This window comes from Pseudomonas palleroniana, from assembly GCF_003031675.1.
In the GTDB taxonomy this organism is placed as follows: domain Bacteria; phylum Pseudomonadota; class Gammaproteobacteria; order Pseudomonadales; family Pseudomonadaceae; genus Aquipseudomonas; species Aquipseudomonas palleroniana.
Window position 1 is genome coordinate 38,138 of the sequence record NZ_PYWX01000013.1, and the last position, 16,660, is coordinate 54,797.

14 protein-coding genes and 1 pseudogene are annotated in these 16,660 nt (G+C 58.3%); 5 read left to right on the forward strand and 10 right to left on the reverse strand.

Translation table 11 applies throughout. The features are described from left to right. Positions 1-10 precede the first annotated feature (10 nt). Complete coding sequence (locus C9383_RS04895) at positions 11-1,621, reverse strand: ATP-binding protein (protein ID WP_060756323.1); 1,611 nt, start codon at positions 1,619-1,621, stop codon at positions 11-13. Beyond that, positions 1,618-2,343, reverse strand: a complete 726-nt coding sequence (locus C9383_RS04900; protein WP_090369081.1) for a response regulator — start codon at positions 2,341-2,343, stop codon at positions 1,618-1,620. Before C9383_RS04900 ends, C9383_RS04895 begins: the two co-directional genes overlap by 4 nt. A gap of 635 nt (positions 2,344-2,978) precedes the next feature. On the opposite strand from C9383_RS04900, the gene C9383_RS04905 reads away from it, so the two are divergent. Continuing rightward, a complete protein-coding gene (locus C9383_RS04905) occupies positions 2,979-5,873 on the forward strand; it encodes a ribonucleoside-diphosphate reductase subunit alpha (RefSeq protein WP_090369079.1) in 2,895 nt (964 codons plus the stop codon). A 117-nt stretch (positions 5,874-5,990) separates the two neighbouring features. On the opposite strand, the pseudogene C9383_RS04910 reads toward C9383_RS04905, so the two are convergent. The 7 genes and pseudogenes from C9383_RS04910 to C9383_RS04940 all read right to left on the reverse strand — a co-directional run bounded on the left by C9383_RS04910 (position 5,991) and on the right by C9383_RS04940 (position 12,160). Beyond that, a pseudogene (locus tag C9383_RS04910) lies at positions 5,991-7,026 on the reverse strand (hypothetical protein). Positions 7,027-7,180: 154 nt separating this feature from the next. Then, complete coding sequence (gene flgE / locus C9383_RS04915) at positions 7,181-8,491, reverse strand: flagellar hook protein FlgE (RefSeq protein WP_090369077.1); 1,311 nt, start codon at positions 8,489-8,491, stop codon at positions 7,181-7,183. Between the two features lie 31 nt (positions 8,492-8,522). Further along, positions 8,523-9,254, reverse strand: a complete 732-nt coding sequence (flgD, locus tag C9383_RS04920; protein ID WP_060756327.1) for a flagellar hook assembly protein FlgD — start codon at positions 9,252-9,254, stop codon at positions 8,523-8,525. Between the two features lie 16 nt (positions 9,255-9,270). After that, on the reverse strand, positions 9,271-9,714 hold the full coding sequence (flgC, locus tag C9383_RS04925) for a flagellar basal body rod protein FlgC (RefSeq protein ID WP_060756328.1): 444 nt from the start codon (positions 9,712-9,714) through the stop codon (positions 9,271-9,273). Between the two features lie 3 nt (positions 9,715-9,717). Continuing rightward, positions 9,718-10,125: a flagellar basal body rod protein FlgB gene (flgB, locus tag C9383_RS04930; RefSeq protein WP_060756329.1), complete on the reverse strand. Its 408-nt coding sequence runs from the start codon at positions 10,123-10,125 to the stop codon at positions 9,718-9,720. A 233-nt stretch (positions 10,126-10,358) separates the two neighbouring features. Beyond that, entirely contained in the window at positions 10,359-11,186 is an 828-nt protein-coding gene (gene cheR / locus C9383_RS04935) for a protein-glutamate O-methyltransferase CheR (RefSeq protein ID WP_090369075.1), read from the reverse strand. Between the two features lie 41 nt (positions 11,187-11,227). After that, positions 11,228-12,160, reverse strand: a complete 933-nt coding sequence (locus tag C9383_RS04940; RefSeq protein WP_060756331.1) for a chemotaxis protein CheV — start codon at positions 12,158-12,160, stop codon at positions 11,228-11,230. 91 nt (positions 12,161-12,251) lie between these two features. Between C9383_RS04940 and flgA the strand changes: the two genes are divergently transcribed. From flgA to C9383_RS04960, 4 genes are all read left to right on the forward strand, one after another. Beyond that, complete coding sequence (flgA, locus tag C9383_RS04945) at positions 12,252-13,013, forward strand: flagellar basal body P-ring formation chaperone FlgA (protein ID WP_060756332.1); 762 nt, start codon at positions 12,252-12,254, stop codon at positions 13,011-13,013. A gap of 143 nt (positions 13,014-13,156) precedes the next feature. Then, a complete protein-coding gene (flgM, locus tag C9383_RS04950; RefSeq protein ID WP_090369072.1) occupies positions 13,157-13,480 on the forward strand; it encodes a flagellar biosynthesis anti-sigma factor FlgM in 324 nt (107 codons plus the stop codon). A 48-nt stretch (positions 13,481-13,528) separates the two neighbouring features. After that, positions 13,529-13,999 carry a flagellar protein FlgN gene (locus tag C9383_RS04955; protein WP_060756334.1) on the forward strand — a complete coding sequence of 157 codons (471 nt, stop codon included), beginning with the start codon at positions 13,529-13,531 and terminating at the stop codon, positions 13,997-13,999. 95 nt (positions 14,000-14,094) lie between these two features. Beyond that, on the forward strand, positions 14,095-14,844 hold the full coding sequence (locus C9383_RS04960) for a flagellar brake protein (RefSeq protein WP_060756335.1): 750 nt from the start codon (positions 14,095-14,097) through the stop codon (positions 14,842-14,844). Positions 14,845-14,903: 59 nt separating this feature from the next. Here C9383_RS04960 and C9383_RS04965 read toward each other — a convergent pair whose 3' ends face one another. Further along, positions 14,904-16,289, reverse strand: coding sequence for an MFS transporter (locus C9383_RS04965; protein ID WP_060756336.1), 1,386 nt, complete (start codon positions 16,287-16,289; stop codon positions 14,904-14,906). Between the last annotated feature and the right edge of the window lie 371 nt (positions 16,290-16,660).

Here is a 16,660-nt window from a genome sequence, read left to right on the forward strand (position 1 = left end):
GATCGCGGTTTCAGGATTTCTCCTGATCCCTGGGCCAACTCAGACTGAAGCACGCCCCGCCCAGGTTGTTGCTCTTGCTGATCAAGGCGCGCCCGCCGTGCCAATAGATGATCCGCCGTACGATCGATAAACCCAGGCCGTGCCCACCCGAGGCCCGGGTGCGACTGTCATCCAGGCGCAGAAAGGGTGTGAAGATCCGCTCCCATGCACTTTCCGGCACGCCCGGGCCATCATCTTCCACATCAATACGGCAGCGCACCTGCCCCACCTGATAGCTGATCAACACTCGGCCCTGGGCATGGCGCATGGCATTGCTCACCAGGTTCTGCAAAGCCCGATGCAGGTAACGCGGTTCGGCGTCGACCCAGGCGTCGTCCCAATGCGCCGAGGACAGGCAGGCCCCCCGACTCACGCTGATCTGCGGGCGCAGTGGCGACAATTCGCCGATGACCTGATCGAGCAACGCGCTGAGGTCGATCCGCTGGAAACTCAGTTGCGGCGCACCTTGCTCCAGGCGTGCATAGGTGAGCATTTCGTCCACCAGGCCATCGAGGTCCTGGATATCACTGTCCATGCCGTCCATGTACTTGCGCCGCGCCTCGGGGGTAGCGGCGTCACCGATCATCTCCAGGCCAAAGCGCAGGCGCGCCACCGGGGTACGTAGTTCGTGGGACACCGCGCGCACCAGTTCGCGCTGGATTGCCAGCAACTGCTGCAGATGCTCGGCCATGCCATTGAAGGCTGCCGCCAGACGCCCGACCGAGTCCGCCCCGCGGGCTGGCACACGCACCTCCAGGCTGCCTTTGGCAATACGCGTGGCCGCCGCTTCCAGCCCGCGCAGGCGCTGCTCGAGCTGGCGCACCAGGAAATACACGATCAAGCCGATCAGGGTCAGGCTGACCAACGCGATCAGGATCAGCCACTGCGCCGGGTAAGGGTTCATTTGATACAGCGGGCCGAGTTCCAGGACCCAAGGCGTACCGACCATACCAGCGAACACGCGAATCGAATCACCGCCTTTACCCAGCGCCATCACCGTATCGCCTTCCGACACACGACGGCGCTGATCCTCATCCATATCAGCCTGATCGAGGGTCATCAGGTGCATTTCGAAGCCAAAGCCCTTGGCTTCCTTTAGGTCGGCCAAACGCTGCGGCTGCTCCGCCACCGGGTAACGCACCAGTTCATCGGCCAACAGGTAGATCGTTGCACGCGCCAGCTGCTCGCTGATCTGCTGCACTTCGCCGGTCAGCACCAACGACTCTTTCTCACTGACCAAACGCAGTACCCGCGCGGCATGCGGCCCGGTCTGCTGCACCAGGACCTGGCCGCGTTGCAGGCGATTGCGCTGGGCAAGGTCCAGCTGCGCATCGCTGAGGCTGCGCAGTTCCAGGGGGATGCCCAACAAACGCTCCCACACCGCCAGGGCGCGCTGACGCTCGATGGCGCTCATGGGTTGCAGGTTGTCCCCCATCAACGCGAAGGTGCCGTGGGCCAGGCGCTCGCGGTATTGCCCGCTGCGCACCTCGTTGAGCAGGTGCAGCGCCAGCACGCTCAGCAGCGCCACCAGAATCAGCGCCGCACACATGCCGCCGTAGATGCGCAGGAAGATCGAGTTCACAGCGGCATATCGGCAGCGGCTTCGGGGACGAACAGGTAGCCTTTGCTGCGGATGGTCTTGATCAGCCGTGGGTGGATCGGGTCGTCGCCTATTTTCGGGCGAATACGCGAGATACGCACATCAATGGAGCGGTCCTGGCCGTCGTAGCCGATGCCGCGCAGGGCAATGAAGATTTCTTCGCGGGACAAGATACGCCCGGCATTCGCCACCAGCAGCCATAAAAGGTCGAACTCGGCACTGGTCAGTTCGATGCCGCCGTCATGCAGCCAGGCTTCGCGCAGGGCGTTGTCCACGACCAAGGGACCAAACTGCAAGCGACGCTGGTTCTCCACAACGCCGGCTTCCGTCGGCTCGCTGCGCCGCAGCAGGGCTTGAATGCGCGCCAGCAGCAAGCGTGGGCGCACGGGTTTGCACACATAGTCATCCGCCCCCAAGTCCAGTCCCTGCACCTGATCCATGTCATCGGTACGGGCGGTCAGCATCAGGATCACCCCGTCGTAGCGCGCACGCACCTTGCGACAGATACTCAAGCCGTCTTCGCCGGGCAGCATCAAGTCGAGGATCACCAGGTCCGGCTGTTCGTCGATAATACGCGCCGCAGCCCGGGCGCCATCGCCCTCCACCGACACCCGCAGGCCGTTGCTCTGCAGGTAATCACGGGTCAACTCGGCCAATCGCTCGTCGTCCTCGACAATCAGTATTTGCCAGGCCTCTTGCTCCACGGGTGATCCTCGTCGCGATAGAGAGTCGTTATGACAATGCGGCCGGATAGGGGAGCAAGCGTGTCTATCTCTCACATGCTTCTCCCACATGCTGATCTTCGCCGGCCACACCTTATTTGTAATGTTTAGAGGGCATAACAGAGGCCGATTGTAGCCACGGGCCTGCCCTTGCGCACAAGCCCGGAAATCCACTCGGTGATCGCATTTTTTTGTGATAGGGTTCGCGCCCTTCGAAAAAGGCTCGGTTGTTTTGCACCCGAAACATTTAATGACAAACGGTGCAATCCAGCAGTAACGCGGCCTACACGGGCATTCGACCTTTCTTACACATTTTACTCACAACCTTATCCACAGGTTACTCCGTTGCTAACCCCTCAAAAACGCATTATCTTGTACCTCGAGGACAAACGAGACCCTACATGTAGGGTTTTCGAGCAAAGTGCCTAACCACACAAGTGGCTCGAAACTCAAGCGCTTTATTTGTTAGCGCGACGTGGAACCAACAGATTTTCAGTAGACCAAACCGCTCACGCGGATGGCATCTGTTCTCCATCCCCGACATGGAAAACGGTACGGGTGTTGCAGGAAAAAGCCTGGCACTCGCAATCAAATATAGAACGTGGAGACAACCCCCCATGCAAACCGACACAACTCGCGAGAACCCGCAAGGCTCCGTGCCGCAGGCCGCTGATTCAAACCTGGATCTGTCCGCCACTGCACCCGGCCAACTGCGTGTGATCAAGCGTAACGGCACTGTCGTTCCTTACACCGATGACAAAATCACCGTCGCCATCACCAAAGCGTTTCTTGCAGTTGAAGGCGGCACCGCTGCTGCCTCGTCGCGCATCCACGATACCGTTGCCCGCCTGACCGAACAGGTCACCGCAACCTTCAAGCGTCGCATGCCTTCGGGCGGCACCATCCACATCGAAGAAATCCAGGACCAGGTCGAGCTGGCCCTGATGCGTGCCGGCGAGCAGAAAGTCGCTCGCGACTACGTGATCTACCGTGACTCACGCGCCAAGGAACGTGCCGTGCGCTCCCCCGCTGAAGAAGCTGCGGTGCAAGCTCACCCGTCGATCCGCATCACCCTGGCCGACGGTTCGTTTGCACCGTTGGACCTGGGCCGCCTGAACACCATCATCACCGAAGCCTGTGAAGGCCTGGAAGAAGTCGACGGCGACCTGATCCAGCGCGAAACCCTGAAGAACCTGTACGACGGCGTGGCCCTGACCGACGTCAACACCGCCCTGGTGATGACCGCCCGTACCCTGGTCGAGCGTGAGCCGAACTACTCGTTCGTGACCGCGCGCCTGCTGATGGACACCCTGCGCGCCGAAGGCCTGGGCTTCCTGGGCGTGGCCGACAGCGCCACCCACCACGAGATGGCCGACCTGTACGCCAAGGCCCTGCCGGCCTACATTGCCAAGGGTATCGAATTCGAATTGCTGAACCCGGTCCTGGCCTCCTTCGACCTGGAAAAACTCGGCAAGGCGATCAATCACGAGCGTGACCAGCAGTTCACCTACCTGGGCCTGCAAACCCTGTACGACCGTTACTTCATCCACAAGGACGGTGTGCGCTTCGAACTGCCGCAAGTGTTCTTCATGCGCGTGGCCATGGGCCTGGCGATCGAAGAGAAGCACAAAGAAGACCGTGCGATCGAGTTCTACAACCTGCTGTCGTCGTTCGACTACATGTCGTCGACACCGACCCTGTTCAACGCCGGTACCCTGCGTCCACAGCTGTCCAGCTGCTACCTGACCACCGTGCCGGATGACCTGTCGGGCATCTACCACGCGATCCACGACAACGCCATGCTGTCCAAATTCGCTGGCGGCCTGGGTAACGACTGGACGCCGGTGCGCGCACTGGGTTCGTACATCAAGGGCACCAACGGCAAGTCCCAGGGCGTCGTACCGTTCCTGAAAGTCGTGAACGACACCGCCGTCGCGGTCAACCAGGGTGGCAAGCGCAAAGGCGCTGTGTGTGCCTACCTGGAAACCTGGCACATGGACATTGAAGAGTTCATCGAGCTGCGCAAGAACACCGGTGATGACCGTCGTCGTACCCACGACATGAACACGGCCAACTGGATCCCTGACCTGTTCATGAAGCGCGTCTTCGATGACGGCAAATGGACCCTGTTCTCGCCATCCGAAGTACCGGACCTGCACGACCTGACCGGCAAAGCCTTCGAAGAGCGCTACGAGTACTACGAAGCCCTCACCGAGTACCCAGGCAAGGTCAAGCTGTTCAAGACCATCCAGGCCAAAGACCTGTGGCGCAAAATGCTGTCGATGCTGTTCGAAACCGGCCACCCATGGCTGACGTTCAAGGACCCATGCAACCTGCGCAGCCCGCAGCAGCACGTCGGCGTGGTCCACAGTTCGAACCTGTGCACCGAGATCACCTTGAACACCAACAAGGACGAGATCGCCGTTTGCAACCTGGGCTCGATCAACCTGCCGAACCACATCGTCAACGGCAAGCTGGACACCGCCAAGCTGGAACGTACCGTCAACACTGCCGTTCGCATGCTCGATAACGTTATCGACATCAACTACTACTCGGTACCACAGGCGCAGAACTCCAACTTCAAGCACCGTCCAGTGGGCCTGGGCATCATGGGCTTCCAGGACGCGCTGTACCTGCAGCACATTCCGTACGGTTCGGATGCCGCGGTCGAGTTCGCCGACAAGTCCATGGAAGCGGTCAGCTACTACGCGATCCAGGCGTCCTGCGACCTGGCCGACGAGCGCGGTGCATACGAGACGTTCCAGGGTTCGCTGTGGTCCAAGGGCATCCTGCCGCTGGACTCGCAACAGATCCTGATCGAAGCCCGTGGCCAGAAGTACATCGACGTTGACCTGAAAGAAACCCTGGACTGGGCACCGGTACGTGCTCGTGTACAGAAAGGCATTCGTAACTCCAACATCATGGCCATCGCACCGACTGCAACCATCGCCAACATCACCGGCGTGTCGCAGTCGATCGAACCGACCTACCAGAACCTGTATGTGAAATCGAACCTGTCGGGCGAATTCACCGTGATCAACCCGTACCTGGTTCGCGACCTCAAGGCCCGCGGCCTGTGGGACTCGGTCATGATCAACGACCTGAAGTACTACGACGGTTCCGTGCAGCAGATCGAGCGTATCCCGCAAGAACTCAAAGAGCTCTACGCGACCGCCTTCGAAGTGGACACCAAGTGGATCGTTGACGCCGCCAGCCGTCGTCAGAAGTGGATCGACCAGGCGCAGTCGCTGAACCTGTACATTGCCGGTGCATCGGGCAAGAAGCTGGACGTGACCTACCGCATGGCTTGGTACCGTGGCCTGAAAACCACTTACTACCTCCGTGCCCTGGCCGCGACCAGCACCGAGAAGTCGACCATCAACACCGGCAAGCTGAACGCTGTTTCCAGCGGTAACCACGGTGATGATTCGGTTCTCGCAGCGCCAGCCGGCCCGGCCCCCGTGCCAAAGGCCTGCGCGATCGACGAGCCGGATTGCGAAGCTTGCCAATAAGCTGAACCGGTCCCGGGCTTGAACAGCCGGGATCGAAAAACCCCCGATAGACCCTGGCTGCAATGGGGTTTATCGGGGGTTTTCTTTTCGGAGGTTTTCTTTAGTCGGACAGGCCGCTTAGAACAAGACGGTGGCCAGCCCCGACCTGGGTGCTCCACCTCTCTGCCCCCACAGCTCGATCCGGCCATTGATCACAGCCATCGAGTGACCGTTGTACTCCACCGTGCCCACCTTGCTGTTTCTCAAGTCCGAGTCAGTTGCCGGCCGGTAACGTCCTTTGAGCCCCAAACGATCCAAACCCTCCCGACTGTCTTCCCCGTCGTTCAAGCTGTTCAATGCAGCCTGGTAACTGCGCCCGGCAGTGCCATCGTTGTTTTCCATTTGAGCCCGCTTTGCGCTCACGGCATACATGAAATTTGCGTCGGTCATCATTTGCGGGTCATCACCCTTGAAGCGTGCCTCCCGCGCTGCAAGCTGCAACTCGCCCTTGGACAAATGCAGTTTGAAGCCATCGCGCATGGTCACGTCATAACCGTCGCCATTTTCCTTGACCTCTTTGTACACATCGGTGGGCTTCTGGCCGTACTGCATCATCGCCGCCTTTATCGCGGATAACCGTGATGCAATTGCCGTCCGGCCCCTGACTGAACCCACTCCAGATGTTGTCCGGTTTCTTCCCCGGATTACTGTAGTCCGGCTTGTAGTTGAAATGTTTCGCCCCTTCGGTAATGGGCTTGTTGCTCATGGATTCACTGGGGCCGAAATCGCTTCTAGGCACGCCAGGACCACGACCGCCACTGCCTGGCGACACCGGTGATGGGCTGGGCGGGGCGTCATCCGCATCCGGAAACCATTCCTTCAACAGTCGCTTGAGAAACTCACGAAACTGCGCGGAAGCCTCTGCGATCAGGTCGTCAATCAGCGCCTTGAATTTCTCGTCGCCCAGCTTCTCGCGCAGGGCATTGAGTTTGTCGCGCACGTCCCGGGCCGTCTGGGACTTGGAACCTTGCTCGGCGTCAAGCAGCTCATTGAGCAGCTTCTTGATCGCACCCGCCTCATTAACAGGCGCGACAGGCGCCGACGTCGCAGGCTCTACACCCGGCGTAGAACCCACACGCCCATATCCGAACCCCACTACACCTGAATTCCACATTCCCAAGCCTCTCCATTGAGTCACAGGCCTACTCAGTGGCGATTCAGGACTCAGGCGTTCCACAGCATTCCTTTACTCCTCAGCGGGTGTTTTCCCACGCAAAAAAAAGCCCCTCATACGAGGGGCCTTCAGACTGCATGCCAACCCAGATGCATCAGGTCATCTGGATAATGGTCTGCATGATCGTGCTCTGGGTGGAGATGGTCTTGGCGTTCGCCTGATAGTTGCTCTGGGCCTTGATCAGGTCCACCAGCTCGTTGGTCAGGTTGACGTTGGAGCTCTCCAGGGATTTGGACACGATCGAACCCAGGGTACCGGCTTGTGGGTTGTCATAACCCGGCTGGCCCGAGGCGAAGGTCTCTTTCCAGGTGGTGCCGCCGGCCGGCTGCAGGCCTTGCTCGTTGTTGAAGCTGGCCAAAGAGAGCTGGCCGATCGCCTTGCTCTGCTGGTTGCTGAATGTTGCGAACAGCACGCCGCTACCATCAATGTTCAAGCCGGTAATCTGGCCGGTGGCGTAACCATCGGTGACCGGTGGGTTACGGTAGGTGGCCGAGTTGTACTGGGTGATGTTAGCCATGTTGATGGCGATGCCGGTCGGGTTGGCCGTCGCACCGTTTGGCGTCCACACACCATTGGTCACGGTACCTGGGGTCCAGTTGGAAATGGTCAGCGTAGTGCTGGACGCGCCACCGGTAACGATCCCGGTGAGTTTGCCGGCGCCGTCAAAGCTCAAGGTCGAAGCAACCGGCGGTGTGGAGCCCGTGCCCGTCGGCGCCGTACCATCCGGGTTGCGGCCATCGATCAGGGAATAGGATTTCCAGGTATTGCCACCGGTCTTGACCAGGTACTGCACCATCGAATGGGCGTTGCCCTGATTATCATACAAGGTGGTGTTGTATTGGGTCGTGAAGGTTTCGGACTTGGTGGGATCGAACGGTGTGGCCGTCTGGTCGATCACCGGCGACGATGAGTTCAGGTTGCTTTGGGAGTCCACTTTGGTGGAGGCTTTGGGCGGCAGGTTCGACAAGTTCAATTGCAAGTCAGTCAGGGCGCCCTTGATAATGTTGCCATTGGCATCCGCCGCGTAGCCTTGCAAGCGCGAGGTACCGGTGTTGTTGACGATGAAGCCGTCTTTATCCGAGTGGAAGGAACCGTTACGGGTGTACTCCAGCGACCCGTCACTGCCCTTTTGGACGAAGAAGCCACCGCCCTGGATCGCCATATCCAACAGGCCGCCGCTGCCGACGACATCACCCTGGGTGAATTGCTGGGACACGGCTGCCAGGCTCACACCGCTGCCGACACTGTTCTGGCCAGTACCCAGCTTGGAGGCCGCGTAAATGTCCGCGAATTCTGCACGCGACGTTTTGAAGCCGGTGGTCGCAACGTTGGCGATGTTGTTACCGGTCACGTCCAGCTGTTTGTTGGCCGCATAGAGGCCGCTAAGGCCGATATTAAAAGACATGTTTCTCTCCCTCTGCCGTATTTAGCCGGCTCTATGTACCGATAGTCTGAATTTGCGACAGCTTGACGCTGCCCATGCCGCCTGCAAGGTTGAGCAGCATCTCGCCGCCGGTCTTGCTCAATGTCACGCTGGTCACCGTGGCGGGCAGCGAAGTCAACAGGGCAGCAGAGTCGCCCTTGTCATTCTTGTAGGTGGCGTTAAAGGTGTAGGTGCCCGTTGGAGCGACTTCACCCTTGTCGTTCTTGCCGTCCCAGATAAAGCTGCTATTACCGGCACTCTGGGCGCCCATATCGATGGTGCGCACCACGTTCCCATCCTTGTCGGTGATCTTGACGGAGACGTTACCCGTCGCTGCCGTCACCGCCACCGAGCCGGTCATGCTCTTGCTGGTATCGACCAACGCTTTGTCGGTCTGGGTGATGATCGAGCGCCCGACCAACGACGAGGCTTGCAGCGCCTGCGACGAGCTGAAGTTGCTGGAGATCGCATTCACCGAGTCATTCAGGGTGTTGATGCCTTCCAGGCTGCTGAACTGGGCCAGTTGCGCCACGAACGCACCGTTATCCTGGGGCGACAGCGGGTTCTGGTTTTTCAGTTGGGTCACCAGCAGTTGCATGAACGCATCCTTGCCCAGTGCCTGGTTACCCGTGGCGGCCTTGGCAGCGTTATTGAGACTGCTGTTGTCTGTCGCCGTCTTGACCTTGGTATTGAACAGGTCCTGAACCGGCGTGTTGGCTGGATTAGTGGTATCAACAATGGCCATTATTTGGCGCCCCTTATCACTGACCCAGGGTCAGGACCTTCTGCATCATGGTTTTGGCGGTGTTCATCATTTCCGCATTGGTCTGGAACGAGCGGCTGGCGGAGATCATGTCAGCCATTTCCTCGACCACGTTGACGTTGGGGTAGTACACGTAGCCCTTTTCGTTCGCAGCAGGGTGGTTGGGCTCGTAGCGGGCCTCAAGGTTGCTCTGGTCTTCGACCACACCCAACACCTGCACGCCGGAGCCTGCGGCATCCTGATTCTGGAACAGCGAATCGCTGCCGTTGCCCTGGCCACCTTGGAACATGGTGGCGAACACCGGGTGACGGGCGCGGTAGGTCTGGTCGATGCTCGAAGACACGGTCTCGGCGTTGGCGATGTTACTGGCGACGGTGTTCAAACGCGTGGTCTGCGCGCTCATGCCACTGCCGGCAATATTGAAAACACTGGACAGGGACATGGCTTACTCTCCACGCAGGGCTGACATCAGCCCTTTGAATTTACTGTTGAGCAGGGTGAAGCTGGCCTGAAAGTTCACCGAGTTCTCGGCATAGGCCGATTGCTCAAGCTGGGCGTCGACGGTGTTCTGGTCGATCGACGGTTGCATCGGCGTGCGATACAACAACGCCTCGTCACCACTGCTCAGGCCTTGTGCTTCGATATGCCGGCTATTGGTCATATTCAAGGCAAAGGTGCCGTTCTTGGTCTTGTCCTGCTGCGCCGCGAGCACGGCGGAGAAATCCAGATCCCGAGCCTTGTAGTTCGGGGTGTCGGCGTTGGTAATGTTGTTGGCCAGGACTTCGGCACGCTGGGCGCGGAAGCCCAGGGCTTGTTCGTGGATACCGAGCGCTTTATCGAAGCTGATGCTCATGGCGGAAACCTTTAGGCTGACCTGCTTTTCGTATCTGGGTTATAGCAAGGCTCATGCCAATTCTTCGAAGGCCCGTATTTCAAGGGTTTGCTGGATGCTGTTAAGCGGCAATGCCAGAAAAGCGGCAATGGACTTCCGCGTGAAGCCAGTAAAGCGGCAATGCAAGTTGCCGCTTTGAGGCGAAAAAAATGGGAGGCCTGTGTGGGGCCTCCCATTTTTTGTTCAAGGGTGCATCACTTCGTCTGGTAGATGATCCCAGGGCTGCATTGCACCATCTGGTAATGATCCGGCAAACCGTTCAACGCTTCTGAAGCCCCCAGGAACAGGTAGCCGCCACGCTTGAGGGTGCCGTGGATGCGCAACAGGATGTCTTTCTTCACTTCGGCCGAGAAATAGATCAGCACGTTGCGGCAAAACACCATGTCAAACTTGCCCAGACTGGCATAGCTGTCGAGCAGGTTGAACGAGCGAAACTCCACGCGATTCTTGATCGGCGCCTTGACCGCCCATCGCCCTGCCCCTTTAGGCTCAAAGTAACGCTGCAGGCGCTCCTGGGAAAGCCCACGCCCCAGAGCAAGGCTGTCGTATTCGCCGGTCTTGCAATTGGTCAGCATGGTGCCGGACAAGTCGGTGGCAACAATTTGTGCCCCCGCCTTCAACTGGCCCATGTTGGTTCGCTCAAACTCATCGATAGACATCGAGATCGAATACGGTTCCTGCCCCGAAGAGCAAGCCGCCGACCAGATGCGCAGGCGCTGGCCCGGGCTGGCCTTGATGGCCTCCGGCAGCACTTTGCTCTTGAGCACCTCAAAGGGGTAGGTGTCGCGAAACCATAGGGTCTCGTTGGTGGTCATCGCATCGACCACCATTTCCTTGAGCCCACTGCGCGGCTGTCCCTGGATGCGCTGAACCAACTCGCCCAGCGACTTGATACCCTGCTGCTCCATCAGCTTGTTGAGACGGCTGGATACCAGGTACTGCTTGTTTTCACCGAGCAATATGCCACAGGCCTTTTCCAGGAAGACCCGGAACTGTTCGAAATCCAAATTACCCGTAGACAATGATACCGCCTCTTAAATCGTGTGATCGCCAGGGAAAGCCCCTAGCCGTGATCTGCAGCCTTGATCCGGTCGACTACCCGGGATGCCAGGTCATCAGGGCGGAATTTGGCCAGGAAGTCATCAGCGCCGACCTTCTTGACCATTGCCTGATTGAATACACCCGACAATGAAGTATGCAGGATGATATGCAATTTTTGCATGCGTGGATCGCTGCGTATTTCGGCCGTGAGGGTATAACCATCCATTTCCGGCATCTCGATGTCGGAAATCATCATCAAGAACTCTTCTTCCGGCTTCTTGCCCTCATCGACCAGGTTACGCAGGTAATCCAGCGCCTGGCGACCATCATTAAGAGCCACCACGTCCACGCCAACGGTTTGCAGGCAACGCGTGACCTGCTTGCGAGCGACCGAGGAGTCATCCACGGTCAGTACGCGCAGGGATACCGCCTTGTGCGCGGTTTCCGCGTCGACCACGCCTACCGAGATAGACTCCGAGGTCGGCGCCACTTCGGCGAGGATCTTCTCCACGTCGATGATTTCCACCAACTGGTTATCAACCCGCGTCACCGCCGTGAGGTAGTGATCGCGCCCAGTGCCCTTGGGTGGCGGATGGATCTCTTCCCAGTTCATGTTGACGATACGTTCCACCGAGCGCACCAGGAAACCCTGGGTCTTGGTGTTGTACTCCGTGATGATCACGAACGGGTTTCCGCGGTCCTGCAAACCGGCGGAACCTGTGGCCAATGCCAGGTCAAGAATCGGGATGGTCGCACCACGGATGTTGGCTACACCACACACCACAGGGCTGGATTTGGGCATGATCGTCAGTTTGGGACACTGCAACACTTCCCGAACTTTAAACACGTTGATGCCATATAGCTGGCTGCCGTCCAGGCGAAAAAGCAACAACTCCAGGCGATTCTGCCCTACCAGCTGTGTACGCTGGTTTACTGAATCCATTACACCTGCCATGCCTGCACTCCTACGCTAAAACCTTGGGCCATACCTACAAGGCGGCGCGCGCCCTAACACGAAACGGCACGAGCTTTGCTATTTATTGGCCATGGACATTAAAACGACAGTTTCCCGACACCCCCGCCCTCGCTACCGCAGACTGCTCTGCGCCACGATGGTTTTGCTTGCCTTGACGGCAGGCGCTACGACCCGTGCCGACAACGTCACATTGCCTGATCTACTTATCGGCGTCACTCAGGGCTTTCTTGAGTTCACTGTAGAAGATTATCTGACAACCACACAAACGCCGGGACGCTACGAGATCCAAGTCAACCAGTTAGACCCTCGCCTGCGCATGCCAATGTGCGACAAGGAATTGACTGCCACCTTGGAAAGCCCTGCCCAGCCTATTGGTCGCGTCACGGTCAAAGTCCGTTGTGAAGGCGCTTCGCCCTGGACGGTGTTCGTGCCCGCTCAAGTCAAATTGTTCCGCGATGTCGTGGTGGTGACACGCCCGCTGAAGCGCACCGGCATCATCGGTTTCGAAGATGTTGCCCTGCGCGAACGTGATATCAGCCAGATCAACCAGGGCTATCTCACATCGGTGGACCAAGCCATCGGGCAGAAATTGACCCGACCAATGGTTACCGATCAAGTCATCACGCTGGTCCATCTGGAACAGGCCGAGGTGATTCGCAAGGGGGATCAGGTGGTGATTTCCGCCAGTAGCGGCGCATTGACAGTAAAAATGCCGGGGGAGGCATTGTCCAACGGCGGTATGAGCGAACAGATTCGCGTCAAGAATCTCAACTCCAACCGTGTGATCAAGGCGCAGGTGACCGCACCGGGACAAGTCGAGGTGGCGTTATAGAGTTCACTGGCATAGGACGCTGGCTTTTCCTACACTGTGGGCTGAACATCCGCGCATTCAGGTTTATTCTCAATCGCGCCTAAAGTTTATCCGGGTATGGCCGAAAACATGGCAAGCGTCCAAATACCCAGAGGTTTTTTAACATGGTCATTGATTTCAGTCGTTTGAATAACGCCCCGGCTTTGCCCGGTTCTACGCGCACCGGTGGTGCCAAGGACAGTGTAGAAGCCAAGTCCCAGCCTGCGCCTACCAAGGCAGAACCGGCCGGTGTCAGCCAGAGCGGGGAATCGGTACACCTGAGCAATGAGGCTCAACAGTTGCAGAAGGTCACTGACTCGCTGCGCGATCAACCGGTTGTCAATAAAGCCCGTGTGGCCGAGTTGAAACAGGCTATCGCCGATGGCAGCTATAAAGTCGACAGCAACCGTGTAGCCAGCAAGCTGCTTAACTTCGAAGCCGAGCGCTAGGCAAAGGCCTGCGCTGGGCTTTTGGACGCTTAAAACCCAAGGCCAGCCATGCACCACGACGAACATTTGCTCCAACTGATCATTGATGATCTGGCGCCGACGCAACATTTGCTCGAGTTGCTCAAAGAAGAATCCCTGGCCCTGTATGGCCGGGATATGCGTTTGCTGGAAGAAATCCTGGCACGCAAACAGTCGCTGATTGTGCTGCTTGAACAACACGGCAAGAAGCGCAGCGAAATTCTCATCAGCCTGGGCCTGCCGGCTGATCACGACGGCCTTGCCCAACTGGCCAGCCATTCCTCGGTCGGTGATCAACTACTGACCCAGAGTAGCGCGCTCAATCAATTGCTCGCCCAGTGCCAGGAAGCCAACCTGCTCAACGGTCAGTCGATCCAGCTTCAGCAAGCCACGACCGCCAACCAGTTGCGCATACTCCACGGCGGAGAACCTCCGGCCCTCTACAACGCCCAAGGCTCGACCTCGCGCCTGGTCAAACCAAGCACCCGCAGCCAAGCCTGACGCCGGTTCACCGCGCGCCTATCCAAGGCACGCTACATACTGGCAAAATGCCCCTTCTTGCGTGTAGTCGTATTTTGTCTGGAGATGGAAGAACCGTGTTCAACGCCCTTAATGCGGAAGATGCCCCGCAGCCACCAAAGGTCCTCACCACGCCTCTGGAAATCGCCAGTACTTTGCGAATGCTGCAGGAAAGCCATGATCCACTGATCATCACTTTCCACGAGCGCAGCCAGCGCTTTCAAAGCTACCTGGTAGACGTTGACCGGGACAGCAAGACGCTGGCCTTGGACGAAATGATTCCCCGCGATGGCGAACGCTACCTCGAGAATGGCGAGTCCTTCCGCATTGAAGGCTTTCATGAGGGTGTGCGGGTTGCCTGGGAAAGCAACGGTACGCTGGCCATCAGCGAGAAAGATGGGCACCGCATTTACACCGGCAGCATACCTGGCGAAGTGGTCTACCATCAGCGACGCAATGCCTTCCGCGCTGCGTTGAAGCTGGCACAGTTGGTGAACATCGAGCTGGGCGGCGAAAAGCTCAAGGCCCCCATCAGTGGCAAGCTACTGGATATTTCCGCTACCGGCTGCAAGCTGCGCTTTGAAGGCGACATATCCGAGCGCCTGCAACTGGGTCAGGTGTATGACCGCTTTATCGCTGCCCTGCCCTTTGGCAGCATGAGCACGTCCGTCGAACTGCGTTATCTGCACTTCGAAGACAAGATCAATACCACTTTCGCCGGCGTGCGCTTTCATAACATGAGCGGCCTGGTGCAGCGCCAGGTAGAACGGTTTGTGTATCAGCTGCAGCGTGAAGCGCGACGCTTCGACAAGGATGACGATTTTTAAGGCGTGAAACTCGCGTCAAAAAACGGGCAGATCCTGATGGGATCTGCCCGTTTTTATATTCAGGGGCGTGCCTTGCTCAGGTCATGAGGATGATTATCCGGGTCTGGATGCTCAGGTGGAGTATCCAGTGCATCCCCCTCGGTCGGTGCTTGCGGATTAGCGTCGGCCCCAGGCTCAGCTACGGTGGTTTGCATCTGCTCCTGCACCACCGCCTCATCGACACGAGGATCGAGCGCAGCCACCAAGGGTGAACTGGACATGCTGTCGGGCATCGCTACGTGGTGCAGCGGAGCATCATCAACCTGATGCAGGTTAGTCACGGCTTTCGGACGGATACGCCAGACCAGAATCAGCGCGCACAGGCTGAAAAACGCGTACAGCATATGGCTGCCAAACAACTTCATCACCACGCCCGCCAACAGCGGCCCGACACTGGCGCCGATGCCGTAGGTCACCAGCAGCATGGCAGTCAGCGATACCCGACGGTCCCCTTCGACATGGTCATTGGAAAACGCCACGGCCAGCGGGTAAAGACAGAACTGCACCAACGAACACAGGAAACCCGCGACAAACAGCACCTCCAATGGCACCTGGGTCAGGATCGCCAGGGGCAGAGCTGCCACTGCCAGGCACAAAGCGAAACAGCGAATCAATAATGCGCGGTCATAACGATCAGACAACCAACCCAACGGCCACTGCACCACCAAACCTGCAAAAATGCAGCACCCCATGAACACACCGACCTGTTCAGTCGTCAACCCCTGCTGGGACGCGTACAGCGGGGCCAAACCGTAAAAGGAGCCCACAATCAGCCCGGCCCCCAGCACCGTACTCAACGACTGCGGCACACGCTTGATAAAGAATCGCGGTTCCATCGGTGCCGGATGTAGCGGCGCAGGGTGAATGCGTCGAGTCATGGCCACCGGCACCAGGCACAAGGCAAAACAGACCGCTACCAACATCAACAGCTCCAGGCCAAGCTGAGGATGCAACACGAGAATCAACTGGCCTAATACCAGGCCCAGATAGGAGGCGATCATATAGCCACTGAACACTAAGCCGCGCTGCTTGGCGTCTGCCTGCTCGTTCAGCCAACTTTCGATAACCATGTACTGACACATCATCCCCAGGCCTACGATCATCCGCAGCACGATCCAGGCCGGCAACCAGTTGACCAGCCCGTGACCCAGTACGGCGGCCCCGACAATTCCGGCACAAGTGGCATACGCACGGATGTGTCCGACGCGGGCGATCAGGCGATGCCCGATCTTGCCACCCAGCACCAGGCCAAAATAGTTGGCCGCCATCAATGCCCCCACCCACAAGCTGTCAACATGGTCTGCTGCCAGGCGTAATGCCAGGTAAGTACTGAGCAGGCCGGAGCCGATCAGCATCATCAAGGAAGCGAAATAAAGGGCTCGAAAAGATTTCCAGATCTGGCGCATCGGCGTTCCGAGCGGCTCCTTGTAGTGAGGGACAGGGTTATCGGCATGATAGTCCTGGGTGACTGTGTCCGGACAGGCGATATGAGCTGTTTCCGGGGATTATTTTGCTAAACACTCAGACGCCGCATCGCAGTCTGAAAGGTACACAACGATAGCGATATATACGCGGCGCACTATCTGATCGCAGCCCAGCCGCCAAAACCTGGTGAGGTATTTGGGCTCTGTGGGTACAGCCGTAGAAGCGGCCAGACTCGATACAGGTTGAATGTGGACAACTGCCGGAAGTTTTCGATCGCCCAAAACAAAACCCCATCTGCTTTCGCAAATGGGGTTTCGGAATTTAATCTTGACGATGACCTACTCTCACATGG

Coding starts and splice junctions, on each gene's coding strand:
- flgA (WP_060756332.1), top strand. CDS start 12,252: ATGGACATTAAAACGACAGTTTCCCGACACCCCCGCCCTCGCTACCGC.
- flgD (WP_060756327.1), bottom strand. CDS start 9,254: ATGGCCATTGTTGATACCACTAATCCAGCCAACACGCCGGTTCAGGAC.
- flgM (WP_090369072.1), top strand. CDS start 13,157: ATGGTCATTGATTTCAGTCGTTTGAATAACGCCCCGGCTTTGCCCGGT.
- C9383_RS04955 (WP_060756334.1), top strand. CDS start 13,529: ATGCACCACGACGAACATTTGCTCCAACTGATCATTGATGATCTGGCG.
- C9383_RS04905 (WP_090369079.1), top strand. CDS start 2,979: ATGCAAACCGACACAACTCGCGAGAACCCGCAAGGCTCCGTGCCGCAG.
- C9383_RS04940 (WP_060756331.1), bottom strand. CDS start 12,160: ATGGCAGGTGTAATGGATTCAGTAAACCAGCGTACACAGCTGGTAGGG.
- C9383_RS04965 (WP_060756336.1), bottom strand. CDS start 16,289: ATGCGCCAGATCTGGAAATCTTTTCGAGCCCTTTATTTCGCTTCCTTG.
- flgB (WP_060756329.1), bottom strand. CDS start 10,125: ATGAGCATCAGCTTCGATAAAGCGCTCGGTATCCACGAACAAGCCCTG.
- flgE (WP_090369077.1), bottom strand. CDS start 8,491: ATGTCTTTTAATATCGGCCTTAGCGGCCTCTATGCGGCCAACAAACAG.
- flgC (WP_060756328.1), bottom strand. CDS start 9,714: ATGTCCCTGTCCAGTGTTTTCAATATTGCCGGCAGTGGCATGAGCGCG.